The organism is Burkholderia oklahomensis C6786 (assembly GCF_000959365.1).
Lineage (GTDB): Bacteria > Pseudomonadota > Gammaproteobacteria > Burkholderiales > Burkholderiaceae > Burkholderia > Burkholderia oklahomensis.
Genome location: NZ_CP009555.1, coordinates 2,306,178 through 2,325,634, shown reverse-complemented (window position 1 = coordinate 2,325,634; position 19,457 = coordinate 2,306,178). Strand labels below are relative to the sequence as shown.

Annotated in this window: 19 protein-coding genes; 6 read left to right on the top strand and 13 right to left on the bottom strand. The window is 68.5% G+C overall.

Annotated elements, in window-relative coordinates; translation table 11 throughout:
* Positions 1-12: 12 nt before the first annotated feature.
* The gene (gene tkt / locus BG90_RS10510; RefSeq protein WP_010117095.1) at positions 13-2,085 is read right to left on the bottom strand and encodes a transketolase; all 2,073 of its coding nucleotides are present in this window, start codon (positions 2,083-2,085) and stop codon (positions 13-15) included.
* Positions 2,086-2,303: 218 nt separating this feature from the next.
* Between tkt and speE the strand changes: the two genes are divergently transcribed.
* Genes speE through BG90_RS10495 form a run of 3 tightly spaced genes read left to right on the top strand, consistent with a single transcriptional unit; the run spans position 2,304 to position 4,375 of the window.
* On the top strand, positions 2,304-3,161 hold the full coding sequence (gene speE / locus BG90_RS10505) for a polyamine aminopropyltransferase (protein ID WP_010117096.1): 858 nt from the start codon (positions 2,304-2,306) through the stop codon (positions 3,159-3,161).
* Positions 3,162-3,200: 39 nt separating this feature from the next.
* Positions 3,201-3,617: a VOC family protein gene (locus tag BG90_RS10500; RefSeq protein ID WP_010117097.1), complete on the top strand. Its 417-nt coding sequence runs from the start codon at positions 3,201-3,203 to the stop codon at positions 3,615-3,617.
* Positions 3,614-4,375, top strand: coding sequence for a 16S rRNA (uracil(1498)-N(3))-methyltransferase (locus tag BG90_RS10495; RefSeq protein WP_010117098.1), 762 nt, complete (start codon positions 3,614-3,616; stop codon positions 4,373-4,375). Before BG90_RS10500 ends, BG90_RS10495 begins: the two co-directional genes overlap by 4 nt.
* Positions 4,376-4,486: 111 nt before the next feature.
* Here the strand turns inward: BG90_RS10495 and BG90_RS10490 are convergent, their stop codons facing one another.
* From BG90_RS10490 to BG90_RS10480, 3 genes are all read right to left on the bottom strand, one after another.
* Positions 4,487-5,053, bottom strand: coding sequence for a barstar family protein (locus tag BG90_RS10490; protein WP_010106462.1), 567 nt, complete (start codon positions 5,051-5,053; stop codon positions 4,487-4,489).
* 16 nt (positions 5,054-5,069) lie between these two features.
* Positions 5,070-5,501: a ribonuclease gene (locus BG90_RS10485; protein WP_010106463.1), complete on the bottom strand. Its 432-nt coding sequence runs from the start codon at positions 5,499-5,501 to the stop codon at positions 5,070-5,072.
* A gap of 328 nt (positions 5,502-5,829) precedes the next feature.
* Positions 5,830-8,133 (bottom strand): NADP-dependent malic enzyme, encoded by a 2,304-nt coding sequence (locus BG90_RS10480; RefSeq protein WP_010111224.1) that lies wholly within the window; start codon positions 8,131-8,133, stop codon positions 5,830-5,832.
* Between the two features lie 200 nt (positions 8,134-8,333).
* On the opposite strand from BG90_RS10480, the gene thiL reads away from it, so the two are divergent.
* The 3 genes from thiL to BG90_RS10465 are packed head-to-tail and all read left to right on the top strand — an operon-like array spanning position 8,334 to position 10,444.
* On the top strand, positions 8,334-9,335 hold the full coding sequence (gene thiL / locus BG90_RS10475; RefSeq protein WP_038802920.1) for a thiamine-phosphate kinase: 1,002 nt from the start codon (positions 8,334-8,336) through the stop codon (positions 9,333-9,335).
* The gene (locus tag BG90_RS10470; RefSeq protein WP_010117102.1) at positions 9,325-9,897 is read left to right on the top strand and encodes a phosphatidylglycerophosphatase A family protein; all 573 of its coding nucleotides are present in this window, start codon (positions 9,325-9,327) and stop codon (positions 9,895-9,897) included. Before thiL ends, BG90_RS10470 begins: the two co-directional genes overlap by 11 nt.
* Positions 9,898-9,943: 46 nt before the next feature.
* On the top strand, positions 9,944-10,444 hold the full coding sequence (locus BG90_RS10465) for a CinA family protein (RefSeq protein WP_010106473.1): 501 nt from the start codon (positions 9,944-9,946) through the stop codon (positions 10,442-10,444).
* Positions 10,445-10,478: 34 nt separating this feature from the next.
* Here BG90_RS10465 and BG90_RS10460 read toward each other — a convergent pair whose 3' ends face one another.
* From BG90_RS10460 to BG90_RS10420, 9 genes are all read right to left on the bottom strand, one after another.
* Entirely contained in the window at positions 10,479-10,700 is a 222-nt protein-coding gene (locus BG90_RS10460; RefSeq protein WP_010106475.1) for a hypothetical protein, read from the bottom strand.
* 263 nt (positions 10,701-10,963) lie between these two features.
* Positions 10,964-11,791 (bottom strand): orotidine-5'-phosphate decarboxylase, encoded by an 828-nt coding sequence (gene pyrF / locus BG90_RS10455; RefSeq protein WP_010106477.1) that lies wholly within the window; start codon positions 11,789-11,791, stop codon positions 10,964-10,966.
* Positions 11,792-12,122: 331 nt separating this feature from the next.
* On the bottom strand, positions 12,123-13,196 hold the full coding sequence (locus BG90_RS10450) for an aldose 1-epimerase (protein WP_025989997.1): 1,074 nt from the start codon (positions 13,194-13,196) through the stop codon (positions 12,123-12,125).
* A 46-nt stretch (positions 13,197-13,242) separates the two neighbouring features.
* On the bottom strand, positions 13,243-14,067 hold the full coding sequence (locus BG90_RS10445; RefSeq protein WP_025989998.1) for an SDR family NAD(P)-dependent oxidoreductase: 825 nt from the start codon (positions 14,065-14,067) through the stop codon (positions 13,243-13,245).
* A gap of 40 nt (positions 14,068-14,107) precedes the next feature.
* On the bottom strand, positions 14,108-15,112 hold the full coding sequence (gene araH, locus BG90_RS10440; RefSeq protein ID WP_010106490.1) for an L-arabinose ABC transporter permease AraH: 1,005 nt from the start codon (positions 15,110-15,112) through the stop codon (positions 14,108-14,110).
* 117 nt (positions 15,113-15,229) lie between these two features.
* The gene (araG, locus tag BG90_RS10435; protein WP_010117106.1) at positions 15,230-16,741 is read right to left on the bottom strand and encodes an L-arabinose ABC transporter ATP-binding protein AraG; all 1,512 of its coding nucleotides are present in this window, start codon (positions 16,739-16,741) and stop codon (positions 15,230-15,232) included.
* A gap of 111 nt (positions 16,742-16,852) precedes the next feature.
* Positions 16,853-17,854 carry an arabinose ABC transporter substrate-binding protein gene (locus BG90_RS10430; RefSeq protein WP_025989999.1) on the bottom strand — a complete coding sequence of 334 codons (1,002 nt, stop codon included), beginning with the start codon at positions 17,852-17,854 and terminating at the stop codon, positions 16,853-16,855.
* 130 nt (positions 17,855-17,984) lie between these two features.
* Positions 17,985-18,764, bottom strand: coding sequence for an SDR family oxidoreductase (locus tag BG90_RS10425; RefSeq protein ID WP_025990000.1), 780 nt, complete (start codon positions 18,762-18,764; stop codon positions 17,985-17,987).
* Positions 18,761-19,450, bottom strand: a complete 690-nt coding sequence (locus BG90_RS10420; protein ID WP_025990001.1) for a 2-dehydro-3-deoxy-6-phosphogalactonate aldolase — start codon at positions 19,448-19,450, stop codon at positions 18,761-18,763. The genes BG90_RS10425 and BG90_RS10420 overlap by 4 nt, the downstream gene beginning before the upstream one ends.
* Positions 19,451-19,457 lie beyond the last annotated feature (7 nt).

Genomic DNA, 19,457 nt, shown 5'->3' with positions numbered 1-19,457 from the left:
GCGTGGAATGGATTACGCGAGCACCGCCTTCGCCGTTTCGACCACGCGCTCGATGGTGAAGCCGAAATGCTTGAACAACACGCCAGCCGGAGCCGACTCGCCGAACGTGTCGATGCCGACCACGCCGCCTTCGAGGCCCACGTACTTGCGCCAGAATCCGGTGACGCCCGCCTCGATCGCGACGCGGCGCACGCCGTGCGGCAGCACGCGCTCACGATATTCGGCGTCCTGCCGGTCGAACACGGTCGTCGCCGGCATCGACACGACGCGCGCGGCGATCCCCTGCTGCGCGAGCGGCTCGACCGCCTTCATCGCGAGCTCGACTTCCGAGCCCGTCGCGATCAGGATGATCTTGCGCGCGACGATCTCTTCGTCCCAGTCGCGCAGCACGTAGCCGCCCTTCTCGACGTTCGCGATCTGCGCGTCGGTGCGCGCGTTGAACGCGAGGTTCTGGCGGCTGAAGATCAGGCACGACGGATTCTGGTGCGACACCGCCTGGGTCCACGCGACGGCCGTCTCGACCGTGTCGGCCGGACGCCAGACGTCGAGGTTCGGGATCAGGCGCAGGCTCGCGACGTGCTCGACCGACTGGTGCGTCGGGCCGTCTTCGCCGAGGCCGATCGAATCGTGCGTGAACACGAAGATCGACGGCGCCTTCATCAGCGCGGCGACGCGCAGCGCGTTGCGGCTGTAATCGGAGAAGGTCAGGAACGTGCCGCCGAACGGCTTGTGGCCGCCGTGCAGCACGAGGCCGTTGATCGCGGCGCTCATGCCGAACTCGCGCACGCCGTAGTTGATGTGGTTGCCCCACGCCACGCCCGGGCCGTCCTGGTTCGCGCGCACAGCCTTCGACGCCTTCCAGTTCGTGAGGTTCGAGCCCGTCAGGTCGGCCGAGCCGCCGAGCAGTTCGGGCAGCACGGCGGCGAGCCCTTCGATCGTCTGCTGCGACGCCTTGCGCGTCGCGACCGTCTCGGCGCGCTCGTTCGCGCCGGCGACGATCGCCGCGGCCTTCGCGGCCCAGTCGGCGGGCAGCTTGCCCGCCATCCGGCGCTCGAATTCGGCCGCTTCCTGCGGGTACTTCGCGCGATATTGGGCGAACGCCGCGTTCCAGTCGCCTTCGCTGCGCTTGCCCGCTTCCTTCGCGTCCCACGCCGCGTAGACTTCCTGCGGAATCACGAACGGCGCCCACTTCCAGCCGAGCGCCTCGCGCGTCTTCGCGATTTCCTCCGCGCCGAGCGGCGCGCCGTGCACGTCGTGGCCGCCCGCCTTCGTCGCCGCGCCGTTGCCGATGCGCGTCTTGCAGCAGATGAGGGTCGGCTTGTCCGATTGCTTCGCCTTCGCGATCGCCGCGTCGACCGCGTCGACGTCATGGCCGTGCACGTCCGGAATCACGTTCCAGCCGTACGCCTCGAAGCGCTTCGGCGTATCGTCGTGGAACCAGTTGACGACGTCGCCGTCGATCGAGATCCCGTTGTCGTCGTACAGCGCGATCAGCTTGTTCAGCTTCAGCGTGCCCGCAAGCGAGCAGGCTTCGTGCGAGATGCCTTCCATCAGGCAGCCGTCGCCGAGGAACACGTACGTGTGGTGATCGACGATCTTCGCGTCGTCGCGGTTGAATTCGGCCGCCATCAGCGCCTCGCCGAGCGCCATGCCGACCGCGTTCGCGAGACCCTGGCCGAGCGGGCCCGTCGTCGTCTCGACGCCCGGCGTGATCCCGTACTCCGGGTGGCCCGGCGTCTTCGAGTGCAGCTGGCGGAAGTTCTTGAGCTCCTCGATCGGCAGCGCGTAGCCCGTCAGGTGCAGGAGCGCGTACAGCAGCATCGAGCCGTGACCGTTCGACAGCACGAAGCGGTCGCGGTCGGCCCAGTGCGGGTTCGCCGGATTGTGTTTCAGGTGGCGCGACCAAAGCGCGACGCCAATCTCGGCCATGCCCATCGGCATGCCGGGATGGCCGGAGTTCGCTTGCTGGACGGCGTCCATCGCGAGCGCACGGATCGCGTTGGCCATCAAAGTGGTGGGAGCGGGAGACGAAGTCGTCATGTCGAGTCCGGAGAACGAGTCGAGAAAACGGGGCACGGGCGGCATCCGGAAGCTCGCGGGCCAACCGTTCCCGGCGCGTGGTGCGGCGCCGGCAGGACGCGAAGCGGACGAGCAAACGGACGAGGCTGCAAAGCTTGTCATTTTAACAGATGCCCTCCGTGCAAGCCTTGTCCGAATCCGCCCGGCCGCGCGGTTTCTCGTCCGCCTTCCCACCCTCTATAATTCCCACCATCGGAACCGCCCCGCCAGCCGCACCCGCCGCCTTGAGCTCCACCCTCCTCTTCCACCCGACCCCCGACGTCGCCTACGGCTTTCCGAACGCCCGGCGGCTCGCGCGCATCGCATCCGAGCATCAGGAAATCGAGGTGTGGGAAACGTCGCTGCTCGGACGGCTCTTCACGCTCGACGGCCGGCCGATGACGTCGGTCGGCGACGAATTCGTCTATCACGAGTGCATGACGCACCCGGCCGCGCTCGCGCACCCGGCGCCCAGGAAAGCGCTCGTGCTGGGCGGCGGCGACGGCGGCGCCGCGCGCCAGTTGCTCAAGCATCCGTGCATCGAGCGGATCGTCGTCGCGGAGCTCGATCCGGCCGTCGTCGACATGGCGCGCCGCTTTCTCGGCGACGTCCATCAGGGCGCGCTCGACGATCCGCGCGTCGAGCTCGTGATCGGCGACGCCGCGCGCTACGTCGACCACGCATGCGAGCACTTCGACCTCGCGGTGTTCGACCTGACGCCGCCCGACTCCCCCGCCGCGAGCCTCTACACGCCCGAGTTCTACGCGCACCTGAAGCGCATCCTGACGCCGCAAGGCGCGGTGTCGCTGCACCTCGGCTCGCCGCTCTTCCACGGGGCGCGCATCACGGCGCTGCTCGCCGCGCTGCGCACGCGCTTCGCGGTCGTCGCGCCGCTGTGCGCGCACGTGCCGCTGTACGGCTCGCCATGGCTGATGGCGATCGCGAGCGATGCGCTCGACGCGGCGTCGCTGTTCTCGCATGACGTCGAAGAGCGGCTCGCCGAGCGGCGCATCGACGGATTGCGCTTCTACGACGCGAAGCTGCATCCCGCGCTCTTCACGCTGCCGCGCGTGCTGCGCGATACTCTCGGCATGCATCGCTAAGTTCGGCGAAGCATCCGCCTTTCCCGCAGGAGAACCCGTATGACCGACCCACGGCCGGCCGACGTGCCTTGGTTGACCCCTTATCTGACGGTGCGCAGCGCGCAGGCGTCGATTCAATTTTTTAGCGACGCGTTCGGCTTCGAAAAGCGCGACTTGATCGACGAAGACGGCGCGATCATGCACGTCGAGATGTCGTACCGCGGCCAGCTGATCGTGATGTTCGCGCCCGAGGGCGCGTTCGGCTCGACGGCCCGCACGCCGAAAAATTCAGGCGCGACCGCGCCGCAGTCGTTCTATCTGTACGTCGACGATGTCGATGCGACCTACCGGCGCGCGCTCGACGCGGGCGCGAAATCGCTGACCGCGCCGCAAGACCAGTTCTGGGGCGATCGCTTCGCGCAGATCGAGGATCTCGACGGCTACCGCTGGGCGCTCGCGCGGCGCATTGCCGCATGACGACGAGCACGTCCGCCATTCCGCGCTTTTTCGTCGACGCCGAGCTGCAAAGCGACGCGACGCTCGCGCTGCCCGCCGACGTCGCGCGTCACGTCCAGGTGCTGCGCCTCGCGGCGGGCGATGCGGTCACGCTCTTCAACGGCGCGGGCGGCCAGTATCGGGCGGAATTCGTCGAACTCGACAAGCGCGCGGCGCTCGTGCGCATCGGCGCGTTCACGCCCGCCGACGTCGAGGCGCCGTACCGGATCACGCTCGCGCAGGGCATCGCGGGCGGCGACAAGATGGATTGGCTGATCGAGAAGGCGGTCGAGCTGGGCGCGGCGGCGATCGCGCCGCTGTCGACCGCGCGCGGCGTCGTGCGCCTGTCCGGCGAGCGCGCGCAAAAGCGCGTCGCGCATTGGCAGGGCGTCGTGCGCGCGTCGTGCGAGCAGTGCGGGCGCAATCGCGTGCCGGACGTCGCGCCCGTCCGCGATATCCACGCGTGGCTCGCCGCCCTGCCCGCCGCGCCGGCGCCCGACGAGCTGCGCCTGATGCTGTCGCCGCGCGCGAGCGTCGGCTTCGCCGATCTGCCGGGCATGCCGCCCGCGGGCGGCGTCACGCTGCTGATCGGCCCGGAAGGCGGACTCGCGCCGGACGAAGAGGAGGCCGCGCGTGAGCGCGGCTTCGCGTCGATCCTGCTCGGCCCGCGCGTGCTGCGCACCGAAACGGCCGGGATCGCGATGCTCGCCGCGCTCGCCGCGCGCTGGGGCGGGTGGTAACGCGAAGCCGCCGCTGCGCGTCGCGGATCGGATGACGACAACACCCAAAGAAAAGGCCCGCTGCATGCGGGCCTTCGCGTCTTGCGGGCTGAAGCCGGCTGCCGCGCCGGCTCAGGCGAACGAGTAGAAGACGCGGAACGCGACCTTGCGCTCGGCCCAGAATTCCGCCGCTTCGCGGAACACGTCGAGCAGCGTCTCGCGCCCTTCCTTGTCGAATTTGTGCGCGATCGGCAGCGCTTCGAGCACGATCACGAAACCGGGCTGCGTGCCCGCCTTGTGGACGAGGTCCGTCAGGCAGTCGTACAGCGCGTCGTAGTTCTTGCCGAAGTGCTTCGGAAACAGGAACGATGTCGCGATCGTTTCCAGCACTTCCTGCTTCGATTGGGCATTCCCGCAATACGCATACAGGAAATGCTGGCCGAGCTGATTCGCTTCGTCGGCGAGATCCTGCACGCGAAATGCACGGATCGACTGCACGAGATTCGGTCGCACGGTCGCAAAAAGGCTCATAGGCTCCTCGATGGATGAAAGCCCGGGGCTGGCCGCGCCGTCGTCAGGCGCTCCGCCGGCGTGCGCCGCCATGCGCATCTGCATGACGCGCTGAAACAGGTTGCCGTCGCCGGCCGCGAAAAGATCCGCCGCAGCCGTCGTGTCGCGCGCGTAGATGTTGTCGCTCATGCCGCTCATCCCGAAGTCAATCAACGATACGTTTGAAACTGTTGTAGTGGTCGCCGGTGTAATAACAATTGTCGACGCGCCTCAAGGGACCGCCACAGACAATGCGCCGTGCACCGCGATTGCGGGCCCTCGGCGTCGGCACGGTGTACTCGTGGTAATAGCCGCGCCGCATCTTCGGCAAAATCCGTTCGTAGTTGCCGAATACCGCACCGTCTTTCTCGTACGGATAGGGGCCGCCTGCGGCGATCAGGCTCAGCGTGGTCGCTGCCTCGCGCGGCAACCGGGACGCGGGGACCGTGTCGACCTGCGCTGCCGCCCCATTTACCGCGGCGGCTTCCCGTGCGTATGCGGCGGAAACCAGACTGCCCGGCGAAACGCCGATGTTGCCTATCGCGACGATCGCGAAGACGGACGCGAGCGCGCCGTTGCGGAGCCACTTGCGTGCCATAAACGAAGGTTCCCGCTGTTAAATCAATAAGTTGACGACCAAGAAAGGCGTAAGCGTAGCGCTAATGCACGCGGGAATCAATGCTCGTTAGGCAAATGAAAGGAATAAATGGCACTCGTTGACGCTATTTTTTATCTTTTACAAGATAAAAGTAACTTATATAGGGTAAAATTACCGAGACGGCGTCAGCTGCGGCGGGTTTCTGCCTCCTCGCCGCCTCTTGCGGCCCAAGGGTGGCGTCGTCGGCTTCGGGAAGGCGCTATCTCCGCCATGCCCGACGGCGCGCCCGCAATGGGCGCGCCGTTTTTTTATCTACCGGCAATTTCGCTCAACGCGCAGCGTTCACGTCGGCAACCAGCAGCGCCGTCATGTTGACGATCCGGCGCACCGTCGCCGACTCGGTCAGCACGTGCACCGGCTGCGCCGCGCCGAGCAGGATCGGCCCGATTGCGATGTTGTTGCCGGCGGCCGTCTTCAGCAGGTTGTACGCGATGTTCGCCGCGTCGATGTTCGGCAGCACGAGCAGGTTCGCTTCGCCCTCGAGCGTCGATTCCGGCAGGATTTCCTTGCGCAGCGCCGCATCGAGTGCGACGTCGCCGTGCATCTCGCCGTCGACTTGCAGCTCCGGCGCGCGCTCGTGCAGGATCGCGAGCGTATCGCGCATCTTCTGCGCGGAAGGCGCGTTGCTCGTGCCGAAGTTCGAGTGCGACAGCAGCGCGACCTTCGGCTCGATGCCGAAGCGGCGCACTTCTTCCGCCGCCATGATCGTGATCTCGGCCAGTTGCTCCGGGGTCGGATCGACGTTCACGTGCGTGTCGACGAGGAAAATCTGGCGGCCCGGCAGCACGAGCGCATTCATCGCGCCGTACACGCTGCAGCCCTCGCGCTTGCCGATCACCTGGTCGATGAAGTGCAGATGGCGGTGCGTCGTGCTGATCGTGCCGCAGATCATCCCGTCCGCTTCGCCCTTCTTGACGAGCATCGAGCCGATCAGCGTCGTGCGGCGGCGCATTTCGACGCGCGCGAGCTGCTCGCTGATGCCCTTGCGGGACATCATCTTGAAGTAGGTCTGCCAGAAATCGCGGTAGCGCTCGTCGTGCTCGGTGTTGACGATCGTGAAGTCGACGCCCGGCGTGAGACGCAGGCCGTAGCGCTGGATCCGGTGCTCGATCACGGTCGGCCGGCCGATCAGGATCGGCTTCGCGAGCTTCTCGTCGACGACGATCTGCACCGCGCGCAGCACGCGCTCTTCCTCGCCTTCCGCGAACACCACCCGCTTCTTCTCGGCGGGCGCGCTGCGCGCGAGCTGGAACACCGGCTTCATCGTCGTGCCGCTGTGGTAGACGAACTGCTGCAGGTGGACCTTGTACGCGTCCATGTCCTCGATCGGACGAGTCGCGACGCCGCCGTCCATCGCCGCCTGCGCGACGGCGGGCGCGATCTTCACGATGAGGCGCGGATCGAACGGCTTCGGAATCAGATATTCGGGACCGAACGACAGATCCTGGATCCCGTAAGCGGTCGCGACGATGTCGCTCTGCTCCTGCTGCGCGAGCTCGGCGATCGCATTGACGGCGGCGATCTCCATCTCGCGCGTGATCGTCGTCGCGCCGACGTCGAGCGCGCCGCGGAAGATGAACGGGAAGCACAGGACGTTGTTGACCTGGTTCGGATAGTCGGTGCGGCCCGTCGCGAGCACGGCGTCCGGCCGCACTTCGAGCGCGACTTCCGGCAGGATTTCCGGAGTCGGATTCGCGAGCGCGAGGATCAGCGGCCGCTCGGCCATCCCCTTCACCATGTCCGCCTTCAGCACGCCGCCCGCCGACAGGCCGAGGAAAATGTCCGCGCCGCCGATCACGTCCGACAGCGTGCGCCCGCCGGTTTCGCGCGCGAAACGCTCCTTGTCCGGATCCATCAGCTCGGTGCGGCCCTTGTAGACGACGCCCGCCAGGTCCGTGACCGTGATGTTCTCGATCGGCAGGCCGAGGTCGACGAGCAGGTCGAGACACGCGAGCGCCGCGGCGCCTGCGCCCGACGCGACGAGCTTGACCTCCTTGATGCTCTTGCCGACGACCTTCAGCCCGTTCGTGACCGCCGCCGCGACGACGATCGCCGTGCCGTGCTGGTCGTCGTGGAACACGGGAATCTTCATCCGCTTGCGGCTTTCGCGCTCGACGATGAAGCAGTCCGGCGCCTTGATGTCCTCGAGGTTGATCCCGCCGAACGTCGGTTCGAGCGCGGCGATCACGTCGACGAGCTTGTGCGGATCGGACTCGTTGAGCTCGATGTCGAACACGTCGATCCCGGCGAACTTCTTGAAGAGGACGGCCTTGCCTTCCATCACCGGCTTCGACGCGAGCGGGCCGATGTTGCCGAGGCCGAGCACCGCGGTGCCGTTCGTCACGACGCCGACGAGATTGCTGCGCGCGGTGAAGCGCGCGGCGTTCAGCGGGTTCTCGACGATCTCCTCGCACGCGAACGCGACGCCCGGCGAATAGGCGAGCGCGAGATCGCGCTGGTTGATCATCTGCTTGGTCGGCGCGATCGCAACTTTGCCCGGCGTCGGGAATTCGTGGTAGTCGAGGGCGGCTTCGCGGAGCTTTTCTTTGGAAGAGGAGGACGTGGTGGACATGTGTCTCTACGGGGGGCTGCGGATTAGAATACCTGTTCGGCGCATTGTAGCGCCAATCCCACACCCAAAATCGCCGATTAGGGTTCGACAGCCGCGACCGAAACGTCATGAATCCGCCGCGCGCGGGCCGCCGCCACGCCGGACGCCGACGCGAAGCGCCTTACAATGGGCGTCATCTCAACGCTCGGACACCCGCGCCCGTGGCCCATCCCCCTCTTTCGGAATTCTCGTTGATCGACCGCTTCTTCGCGCGCCGCGCGAAGGGGCCGCATGCGCGCGCCGCGCTCGGCATCGGCGACGATTGCGCGCTGCTTGCGCCGCAACCGGGCAAGATGCTGGCGATTTCGACGGACATGCTGGTCGAAGGCCGGCACTTTCTCGCCGACGTCGATCCGCGCGCGCTCGGCCACAAGACGCTCGCCGTCAATTTGTCCGACCTGGCCGCGATGGGCGCGGCGCCGCGCGCGTTCACGCTCGCGTGTGCGCTGCCGCGCGCCGACGCCGATTGGCTCGAGGCGTTCGCCGACGGCCTCTTCGCGCTCGCGGACCGCCACGGCTGCGAGCTGATCGGCGGCGACACGACGAGCGGGCCGCTCAATCTGTGCGTCACCGTGTTCGGCGACGTCGAGGCCGACGCCGCGCTGCGTCGCGATGCCGCACGCGACGGCGACGACGTGTGGGTGTCCGGCACGCTCGGCGACGCGCGCGCGGGCCTCGGCGCGATCCGCGGCGAATGGCGCGCGGGCGAGCGCGAGGCCGCCGCGTTCCGCCAGGCGCTCGAGCGGCCGGAGCCGCGCGTCGCGCTCGGCGTCGCGCTCGCGGGCATCGCGCACGCGGCGCTCGACGTGTCGGACGGCCTCGCGGGCGATCTGCAGCACATCCTCGAGCGCTCGAACGCGTGCGCGGATGTGGACGTCGACGCGGTGCCGCGCTCGGCCGCGCTCGCGACGCTGCCCGCCGACGTGCAGCGCCGCTGCATGCTCGAAGGCGGCGACGACTACGAGCTGTGCTTCACGGCCGCGCCGTCCGCGCGCACCGCGATCGAGGCGGCCGGCGCGCGCGCGGGCGTGCCCGTCACGCGGATCGGTACAATACGCGGCTTGTCCGCGCCGACGGACGCGCCCGCCGTGACCTGGCGCGACGCGTCGGGCGCGCCGCTTTCGCTCACGCTGCACGGTTTCGATCATTTCCATGCCAACTGACCCGACGCCCCGTCCCGCCGATTCCTCCGGCCAGCCCGGCCCGGCGCCCGCGCCGCAGGATTCGCAGAAGATCGCGCGACGCCGCGCGACCGTGGGCTTCATGTTCTCGCACCCGGTCCACATCGTGTCGCTCGGCCTCGGCAGCGGCCTCGCGCCATTCATGCCCGGCACGTTCGGCACGCTGTTCGGCTGGCTCACGTTCGTCGCGCTGAACCGCTACCTGACCGTGCCCGAATGGTGGGCGCTCATCGTCGTCGGCTTCGTCGCCGGCATCTGGATGACGGGCTTCACCGCGAAGAAGATGGGCATCGCCGACCCGGGCCCCGCGGTCTGGGACGAGATCGTCGCGATCTGGCTCGTGATGCTGCTCGTCACGCCCGCGACGTTCGTCGAGCAGTTGTGGGCGTTCGTCGTGTTCCGCTTCTTCGACATGGTGAAGCCGCCGCCCATCCGCTACTTCGACCGGAATTTGAAAGGCGGCTTTGGCATCATGTTCGACGACCTGATCGCCGCGCTGATGACGCTCTTCGTGATCGCGCTGTGGCGCTCGTTCGTCGAGTGACGCCGTCCCGCTCTCGTTTACTGCCGTTCGCACCGGATCTTCCCGCATGCCAACCGATTCCGTCGTCCATCAGCTCGCGATCCGCGTCGGCAACAAGCTGCGCGACGAACACCTGACGCTCGCCACCGCCGAGTCCTGCACGGGCGGCATGATCGCGACCGCGATCACCGACATCTCCGGCAGCAGCGGCTGGTTCGAGCGCGGCTTCGTCACCTATTCGAATCTCGCGAAGACCGAGATGATCGGCGTGCCCGCCGATCTGATCGACAAGCACGGCGCGGTCAGCGAGCCCGTCGCGCGCGCGATGGTCGAAGGCGCGCTGCGCAACAGCCGCGCACAGGTCGCGCTCGCCGTCACCGGCATCGCCGGGCCGGGCGGCGGCTCCGAGCACAAGCCCGTCGGCACCGTGTCGTTCGGCTGGAGCAACCGGCTGCACACGTCGGTCGAAACGCTCGTGTTCAAGGGCGACCGCGAGCAGATCCGCGTGCAGGCGGCCACGCACGCGCTGCGCGGCCTCATCAAGCTGCTCGACGAGCAGGAGCGCTGAAGCGCCGCCGCCCGCGCGGCGGCGGGCGTTGCCATCACCGGATCGCGTCCGGCTCGACGACGATCCCGTTGCGGCTCGCGGTCGCGGGCTGTCCGAGCGCCTTTTGCCGCGCGGCGGATTCGTCCGACCACGCGCGGATCTCCTTCATCGGCTCGTTCTTCTTGTCGCCCGTCACGCGCATGCCGCCGTGCTCGACGTCGGTCGCGTCGCGCAGCGCGTAGCCGTCGGACTTTGGCGTGTCGTCCGCGACGAGCATGGGCTTCTTCCACGGGCGATCGAGCCGAGCCTGCCTTCGTGCCGCGTCGTCGGATTCATCAGGAATGGCGAGATCACGAATTTGTCGCAGGATTCGCGGATTCGCTATTTCCCGGCGTGCGCCGAAGCGACTCGACTTATTCGCGCGCGGCGCAGGCCGCGCGGGATGCGCCGCGCGCGATGCCTGTCAGCGTGAAAACGCGCCGCCGCCCCCGCCGACGCCAGGCGTTGCGCGCCGGACGCCGGCAAGCGCGGCAGCGACGCTCAGCGATGCGCGTTGATCGTATCGCGGGTCTGTTGCGCGGCGCGCGCGGCCGCGTCGGCGAAGTCGTCGTCGCGGCTCGCGTACAGGATCGCGCGCGACGAGTTGATCATCATCCCGGTGCCGTCGGCCGTGCGGCCCGCGGCGACCGTCGCCGCGACGTCGCCGCCCTGCGCGCCGATGCCGGGGATCAGGAGCGGCATGTCGCCGACGATCCCGCGCACCGCCTCGATCTCCTTCGGGAACGTCGCGCCGACGACGAGCGCGAGCTGGCCCGTCTTCGCGTTCCACTTGTTCGCCGCGAGATCGGCGACGACCTGGTAGAGCGGCCGGCCGCCCGTCTCGAGAAACTGCAGGTCCGAGCCGCCCGGATTCGACGTGCGGCACAGCACGATCACGCCCTTGTCCTCGTGGGCGAGATACGGCTCGATCGAATCGAAGCCCATGTAAGGATTGACCGTCACCGCGTCCGCGCGATAGCGCTCGAACGCCTCGCGCGCATACTGCTCGGCGGTGCTGCCGATGTCGCCGCGCTTCGCGTCGAGGATCACGGGCAGGCCGGGATGCTGCAGATGGATGTGCGCAATCAGCCGCTCGAGCTGGTCTTCGGCGCGATGCGCGGCGAAGTACGCGATCTGCGGCTTGAACGCGCTCGCGAACGGCGCGGTCGCGTCGACGATCTCGCGGCAGAAATCGAAGATCGCATCGGGCTGGTTCTCGAACCCCGCGGGAAACTTCGTCGGCTCCGGATCGAGACCGACGCACAGCAGCGAATTCGTGCGCTGCCAGGCGGCGCGCAGCGATTCGATGAAGGTAGGCGTGGAAGACATGGCGCTCACTCGCGGCTAAGCGGTTGGGAAGGCGCGTATTTTACCTGCGTCGGGATCGGGAATCGCGCGGGCGGGATGGCGCCGGGCGCGCCGGCGTCGCCGTCGGGCGCGTTGCGTGACGGCGCGACGCGGATTCTCGCGATCGAATCGACGCCGAATGCGCAAGCGGATCGGGTTCGGGCCGGTCGAGCAAGCGAGTGCGGCCGGTCGAGCCAGGTTATGTCCGAACCGATCGCGCCGGCGACGTAGAACGCGCCGCGCTCATCTCGCCTTGTCTCGCGCCCGACGCACACGCGCACGCGCACGCGCACGTCGACGATATCGGCCTTTTCTACGCGCTCGACCGCCGCTTCGGCTCACGCGCCGCAGGCGCCGCGCGCGCATCGGTACGCGCGACCGTGAAACGGAAACGCCGCATCAGACGCTCGCCCGGCGCGAGCAGCGTCATCCCGTGCGCGGCGCCGCCGCCCGGCAGATTCACCGCATCGATCGGATGATCGACAGGCTCGAAGCAGAAGAACGGCTCGCCGGGCGGCGTATACAGCACGTAACAGTCGGCGTCGGACGTGACCGTCAGCGCGAGCCGGCGCCGCGGCCATGCGATCGTCGCGCCGCCGCCCCAGCCGGTGAACGCGTGATTGACGAGCGTGTCCGGCAGCGGATACGCAATGCCGAAGCGCCACGCCGCCGGCGCGCCGACATGGCGCGACGGCAGCCAATCGGGCGTCGACAGCCACAGCCCGCTCGCGGCCGCCGCAAGCTCGGTCGACGCGTCGCGCACGATGAACGGATGCACGCCGAGCCCGAACGGCAAGCGCGCCGCGCCCGTGTTCTCGATCGCGAGCGCGATCGTCAGCGTCGCGCCGTCGAGCGCATAGACCTGCGTCGCCCGATAGGCGTACGGCGCGCCTTCGCTGCGATCGAGCGACAGGCACAATTGCGTGTCGGCCGCATCGTCGAGCCGCCAGCGCGCGAGCCAGCCGTCGCCGTGGATCGGCAGCGGCTCGGTCGTGCGATTGCGCGGCACGCGCACGAGCCGCCCGTCGCACTCGAAGCGCCCGCCGCCGATCCGGTTCGAATACGGCAGCAGCGGATAGCACGCGAGCTCGTTCGGATCGGTGCGCGCGCCGGGCGCGTCGCAGCGGCGGAAAATCGGCGTGAGCACGCCGTCGCCGCGCCAGTCGAAGCGCGTGACGCCTCCGCCCAGATGTGGCGCGACGTCGAGCCGCAGCACGTCGTTCGCGAGCGTCGCGATCTGCGCATCGGCCACGCCCGCGCCGCGCGCGATCTGCGAAGTCTGCGGCCCCGGACTCACCAGGTGTGCGGCGGCCGCACGCCGCGCAGTGCGCGTCCGCAAGGTCTGCACCGTATCGGCGGTCAAGGGGCGAGAGTGCGTCGCCGTCATGATTCAGTCCTCCTGCTTCCGTCGAGCTTCGTCATCCGAACGAATGTCACGCCCACCCGCCGTCGACGACGACGTCCTGCGCGGTGATCATCCGGCTGTCGTCCGCGGCGAGAAAGAGCGCCATCCGCGCGAGATCGCCGGGCAGCAGCTCGGCGTCGATGCACTGCCCCGCCTTGATCGCCGCACGGCCCGCATCGTCGAGCCACAGCCGGCGCTGCTTGTCGGTCATCACCCAGCCGGGCACGAGTGAGTTCACGCGAATCCCGAACGGCCCGAGCTCGCGCGCGAGCGCGCGCGTCAGCCCCTGCACCGCCGCCTTCGCGGTCGCGTAGACCGGATAGCCCGTGTTCTTCAGCATCCAGCTGATCGAGCCGAGATTGACGATCGCGCCGCCGCCCAGCTGTTTCATGTCGTCGATCACCGCCTGCGCGGCGAAGAACTGATGGCGCAGGTTCACGGCGATGCCGGCGTCGAACGATTCGGGCGTCACGTCCCGAATCGCGTGGCGCGCGTCGTTCGCCGCGTTGTTGACGAGCACCGCGATCGGACCGATATGCGCGCGGATCGTGTCGATCGCGCCGCGCAGCGCTGCGACGTCGGTGAGATCGCACGCGACGAACGCGGGTGCGTGCGCCGCATCGGCCAATCGCGCGGCGAGCGCTTCGCCCGCTCGCGCATCGAGGTCGACGAACGCGACGCGCGCACCCTGCCGCGCGAAGTGCTCGACGAACGACGCGCCGATGCCGGTCGCGCCGCCCGTGATCAGCACCGTGCGGCCGGCGAGGCTCGGATAGCGCGCGTAACGCACATCCGGCACGTCCTGCCCGTCCTGCGCATCGCGCGCGCCGCTCGATTCGTGATGCGAAGAAATGTCACTCATCTGTCCATTCCCGAAAAAACGGTCGAGGCGATCAATCGCGTGCGCCGCGATTCTTCAATTGATCGAGCAGCACGGCGGCGAGCAGGATCGCGCCGCGCACGAGATATTGGTAGAACGCATCGATGTTGAGCAGGTTCATCACGTTCTCGACGGTGCCCATGATCAGCACGCCGATCACGACGCCCGAGATCGACGCGCGTCCGCCCGCGAGCGACACGCCGCCCAGCACGCATGCGGAGATCACGTTCAGCTCGAAGCCTTGCGCGGCGTTCGGCTGGCCCGAGGTGATCCGCGACGCGAGGATCACGCCCGCGAGCGCGGTCACCGCGCCCTGGATCAGAAAGATGTAGACGCGCGTGCGCTCAACGTTGATCCCGGCGAGCCGCGACGCTTCCGGATTGCCGCCGATCGCGAGCGTGTTGCGGCCATACACGGTCTGATTGAGCAGCACGCCGAACACGACGAAGCACACGAGCGTCACCCAGATCGGCAGCGACACGCCGAGAAACGACAGGCCGCCCAGCGCGATGAACGTCTCCGACGACACGCCGACCGCCTGCCCCTTCGACACGATGAAGCCGAGCCCGCGCACGATCTCCATCGTCGCGAGCGTCGTGATCAGCGCGTTGATCCGCAGATATGCGATCACCGCGCCGTTGACGAAGCCGATGACCGCGCCCGCCGCGACCGCGGCGGCGATCGCGACGAACGTGTTGTCGGTCGCGTTGAGCACCATCGCGCACAGCACGCCGGCGAACGCGACCGTCGAGCCGATCGACAGGTCGAAATCGCGCGACGCGAGGCAGAACATCATCGTGCACGCGACCATCCCGATCTGCGAGATCGACAGCGCGAGGCCGAGCATGTTGTCGATCGAGAAGAAATGATCGACCGTCAGCGACATCGCGGCGAACATCACCGCGAAGATCGCAACGAGGCTGTAGTCGGCGACGTGCTGCCGCCAGCGCTGCCGGTCTTCGGCCGGTGCAACCGCCGCGTGCGCCGCGGCTTGTGGAAGATTCTCTCTCGCTTGCATGTCGTGTGCTCCTCTGCCGGGCGGCTGCGCCGCCCGCGTCTCCGATTTCCGAATCAGTCGTCCTGCCCGCCGCGAACCGTTGCGCGGAACCGTTGCGCGCCGATCGCGCGCCGCCTGTCACGCGGCGCGCGCGGTCGCGCCCTGCGGCAGCGCGAGATTCAGCACCGCCTCTTCGTTCGCTTCGCCGCGCGCGAGCTCGCCCGCGATCCGCCCTTCGCGCATCACGACGATGCGGTCCGATACGCCGAGCACTTCCGGCAGCTCGGACGACACCATCACGATCGCGCAGCCGCGCTTCGCGAGCTCGTAGATCACGCCGTAGATCTCGTGCTTCGCGCCGACGTCGATGCCGCGCGTCGGCTCGTCGAGGATCACGACCTTCAGATCCGGCTCGGCGAGCCAGCGCGCGAGAATCGCCTTCTGCTGATTGCCGCCCGACAGGAAGCGGATCTTCTGCCGACGGTTAGGCGTCTTGATCTTCAGCAGCTTGATGAAGCGCTCGGCGGTCTGCGCCTCGAGCTTGCGATCGAGGAAGAGGCCCGCGCGCAGCGCATGACGGCGGCAACTGATGTTGATGTTCTCGGCGACCGACGCGTGCGCGACGATCCCCTCTTCCTTGCGATCCTCGGGACACAGCACGATCCCGTGGCGAATCGCATCGCGCGTCGAGCGGATGTCGAGCAGCTTGCCGTCGAGCGTGAGCGCGCCGCCCGTGCGGCGGTCCGCGCCGTAGATCACGCGCATCAGCTCGCTGCGCCCCGCGCCGACGAGCCCGAAGAAGCCGACGATCTCGCCCGCGCGCACGTCGAAGCTCGCGCCCGCCCGCAGCGCGCCGCCTTCGAGCCCGCGCGCCGACAGACGCACGCCGCCGAGCTCGCGCGGCTCATAGTGATAGATGTCGCTGATCTCGCGGCCGACCATCTGGCGCACGAGCGTCTCGCGCGGCACGTTCGCGAGCGACGCGTGCGACGCGACTTGCCGGCCGTCGCGAAAGATCGTGCACGCATCGCAGAGCCGATAGATCTCGTCCATCCGGTGCGAGATGTAGATGAGCGCGCGGCCGTCGCGCCGCAGATCGCCGACGAGCTTGAAAAGCACCTCGGTCTCGCGGTGCGACAGCGAGCTCGTCGGCTCGTCGAGCGCGATCACGTGCGCGTTGCGCAGCAGCGCCTTGCAGATCTCGACCATCTGGCGCTGCGCGATCGACAGGCGGCGCAGCTTCGCCTGCGGATCGAGATCGACGCCCATCGCGGCGAGCCGCTCGCGCACGAAGCGCTGCGCCTCGCTCTTCCTGACCCAGCCGAGCGCGCTCGGCAGCCGGCCGAGCAGCAGGTTTTCGGCGACCGTCAGATCGGGCACGTACTGCAGCTCCTGATGGATCACCGCGATGCCCGCCGCGATCGACGCGGCGGCGCTCGGAAACCGCATCGCCTGCCCGTCGACGAGCACGCGGCCCGAATCGGGCTGATATTCGCCGCCGAGAATCTTGAGCAGCGTCGACTTGCCCGCGCCGTTCTCGCCCATCAGGCCGTGGACCTGCCCCGCGCGCACGTCGAACGAGATGCCGTCGAGCGCGCGCACGCCGGGAAAGACCTTGCCGATATTGTCAAAACGCAGTGCCGCAGCCACGTCGCCTCCGTCTCCTGCCATCCGTATTGCCATTTCGCCGCATCGCCGCGTTCTCCGCCTCGAGCGCCGCGCGTCGCGCGACGCCCGCATCGCGGGCGCGGCGAACGCCGCTCACTTCGACGCGAGCCCCATCGTCTCGCGCACGTGGCCGACGTTCTCGCGCGTCGCGAGCATGCCCGTCGTCAGCGTGAGAAGCGGCGGCTCCTTGCCTTGCGTGATCCACGTGTACATCAGCGCGGACGTCTCTTCGCCGTGCCGCTTCGGGCTGATGATCACGGTGCCGAAGAAGCCCGTCGGCTGCGGCTTCTTGAACTCGTTGAGCGCCGAGTCCGAGCCGCCGATGCCGATGCCGATCATGTCGGCCACCTTGAAGCCGCGCCCTTCCGCCGCGCGCACCGCGCCGAGCACCGCTTCGTCGTTGAGGCCGTACGCGACCCAGTGCTTGAACTGCGGATTCTTCGTGAGCGCGATGTTCGCCGCGTTGAACGCGTTCTCGGTGTCGGTCTTCGCCTGCGGCGCGGCGATCACGTTCGCCTTCGGAAAGCCCGCGGCGACGAGCGCGTCGGTTGCGCCCGTCGTGCGGTCGTGCGCGGTCGGCAACTGCTCGTACGTGATGTCGATCGCGCCGACTTCGCTCATGTTCCAGCCGCGCTTCTTGATCTCGGCCGCGATCCCGCTGCCGACCTGCTTGCCGATGTCGTACGCGGAGATGCCCATGTGCGGGACCGATTCGATCGGCTTGCCCGCGCCGTCGACGAGTCGGTCGTCGACCGTCATCATCTTCAGGCCGTGCGACTTCGCCTTCGCGACGATGCCCGGTCCGAGCTTCACGTCGGGCGTGCAGATGATGAAGCCTTGCGCTTTCTGCGCGGCGAGATTGTCGATCGCGCTCATCACCTTCTCGCCGGACGGCGCGCCGATCTTCACGAGCGTGAAGCCCTTCTCCTTCGCGGCCATTTCGGCGAATTTCCATTCGTCCTGGAACCACGGCTCCTCCGGCTGCTTGACGAGGAAGCCGATCTTCACGGGCTCGGCCGCGTGCGCGGACAGTCCCGCCGCCGCGACCGTCGCCGCTGCCGCTGCCGCCAGCGTGATGAACATTCTGCGTTTCATGTTGCTTGTCTCCTTGTTGTCTCCGTCACCGGATCTGTCGGCCGCTTCGTCGTCTCGACGCGGCGCGTGCGACCGTCGCGCGCCGCCTTCGCACGTCGTGCATCCCTGGCGGGACGACCGCGCGAATGAATCAGTCGTGGTACAGCACCGATCGGCCGCCGTCGATCGTGATGCAGCTCGCGTTGATGAACGGCGCCTCGTCCGACGCGAGGAACACCGCGGTCATCGCGACTTCGTCCGGCTGCCCGATCCGCTTCATCGGCTGCAGCGCGAGCGTCTCGCGCCGCGCGGCCTGCGGGTCGGGCTGCGCGTTCCACCAGTCGTGCGTCGCCCGCGTCTCGATGTAGCCCGGCGCGATCGCGTTTACGCGCACATTGCGCGGCGCGTACTCGATGCCGAGCGCGCGCGTCAGGCCCAGCACGCCGTGCTTCGCGACCGGATACGGAAAGCAGCCGGGAATGATCTTGAACGCATGCGTCGACGCGATGTTCACGATGCTGCCGCGCCCGCGCTCGACCATCCCCGGCAACGCCGCGCGACAACCGTTCCAGACGCCGTCGAGATCGACCGCGAAGCAGCGCCGCCAATCGTCGTCGGTGAGCGCGAGCGGATCGCGAAACACGTTGATGCCGGCGTTGTTGACGAGCACGTCGAGCGGGCCGAATGCGCGCGCCGCCTGCGCAACCGCGGCCGACATCGACTCGGCTTGCGTGACGTCCGTCCGTATCGCGAGCACGCGCGCATCGGCGACGTCGCGCCCGATCGCGTCGGCCGTCTCTTCGGCGAGCGCCGCATCGAGCTCCGCGAGCGCGACGGCCGCGCCTTCGCGCACGAACGCGCGCGCGACAGCAGCGCCGATGCCGCGTCCCGCGCCCGTCACGAGCGCGACCTTGCCCGCGAGCCGGTTCACCGCGCCGCTCCCTTGCGCGCAATCCGCCATCCCTTGACGAACGCCTGCGCGTGCGAAGCGGTGACGGCGGGCGCCTGTCCGGGCGCATACAGCGCCGAGCCGAGGCCGAAGCCGTTCGCACCCGCCGCGAGATACGGGCCCATGTTCTCGGGCGTGATCCCGCCGACCGGCACGAGCGGCACCCGCGCGTCGATCACCGCGCGCCACGCCTTCACGGCGGACTGGCCGAGCTGCTCGGCGGGAAACATCTTCAACACGTCCGCGCCGTTCGCGAGCGCGGCGAACGCCTCGGTCGGCGTCGCGACGCCGGGCGCGCATGCGATGCCGAGCGTCTTCGCGCGGCGCACGACGTCGCCGTCCGCATGCGGCATCACGATCAGCTCGCCGCCCGCGCGCACGACTTCGTCGACGTATTCGGCGCGCAGCACCGTGCCCGCGCCGACGATCGCGTCGGCGGGCAGCGCGGCGCGCAATGCGGCGATGCTGTCGAACGGGTCGGGCGAATTGAGCGGCACCTCGACGATGCGAAAGCCCGCTTCGTACAGCGCGGCGCCGTGCGCCGCCGCGTCGGCGGGCGTGAGCCCGCGCAGGATCGCGATCAGCGGACACGCGTCGAACGCGCGCATCAGCCCGCGATGCGGCGCGTACGGCGCGGGAAAACGGCGTGCTTCGGCATCCATTGACATCATCTCC

Excerpts from the sequence above, each read along its gene's own strand:
- tkt (WP_010117095.1), bottom strand. The coding sequence starts at position 2,085 with ATGCCGCCCGTGCCCCGTTTTCTCGACTCGTTCTCCGGACTCGACATG.
- BG90_RS10500 (WP_010117097.1), top strand. The coding sequence starts at position 3,201 with ATGACCGACCCACGGCCGGCCGACGTGCCTTGGTTGACCCCTTATCTG.
- BG90_RS10495 (WP_010117098.1), top strand. The coding sequence starts at position 3,614 with ATGACGACGAGCACGTCCGCCATTCCGCGCTTTTTCGTCGACGCCGAG.
- BG90_RS10490 (WP_010106462.1), bottom strand. The coding sequence starts at position 5,053 with ATGAGCGACAACATCTACGCGCGCGACACGACGGCTGCGGCGGATCTT.
- BG90_RS10485 (WP_010106463.1), bottom strand. The coding sequence starts at position 5,501 with ATGGCACGCAAGTGGCTCCGCAACGGCGCGCTCGCGTCCGTCTTCGCG.
- BG90_RS10480 (WP_010111224.1), bottom strand. The coding sequence starts at position 8,133 with ATGTCCACCACGTCCTCCTCTTCCAAAGAAAAGCTCCGCGAAGCCGCC.
- BG90_RS10470 (WP_010117102.1), top strand. The coding sequence starts at position 9,325 with ATGCCAACTGACCCGACGCCCCGTCCCGCCGATTCCTCCGGCCAGCCC.
- BG90_RS10465 (WP_010106473.1), top strand. The coding sequence starts at position 9,944 with ATGCCAACCGATTCCGTCGTCCATCAGCTCGCGATCCGCGTCGGCAAC.
- BG90_RS10460 (WP_010106475.1), bottom strand. The coding sequence starts at position 10,700 with ATGCTCGTCGCGGACGACACGCCAAAGTCCGACGGCTACGCGCTGCGC.
- pyrF (WP_010106477.1), bottom strand. The coding sequence starts at position 11,791 with ATGTCTTCCACGCCTACCTTCATCGAATCGCTGCGCGCCGCCTGGCAG.
- BG90_RS10450 (WP_025989997.1), bottom strand. The coding sequence starts at position 13,196 with ATGACGGCGACGCACTCTCGCCCCTTGACCGCCGATACGGTGCAGACC.
- araH (WP_010106490.1), bottom strand. The coding sequence starts at position 15,112 with ATGCAAGCGAGAGAGAATCTTCCACAAGCCGCGGCGCACGCGGCGGTT.
- BG90_RS10430 (WP_025989999.1), bottom strand. The coding sequence starts at position 17,854 with ATGAAACGCAGAATGTTCATCACGCTGGCGGCAGCGGCAGCGGCGACG.
- BG90_RS10420 (WP_025990001.1), bottom strand. The coding sequence starts at position 19,450 with ATGTCAATGGATGCCGAAGCACGCCGTTTTCCCGCGCCGTACGCGCCG.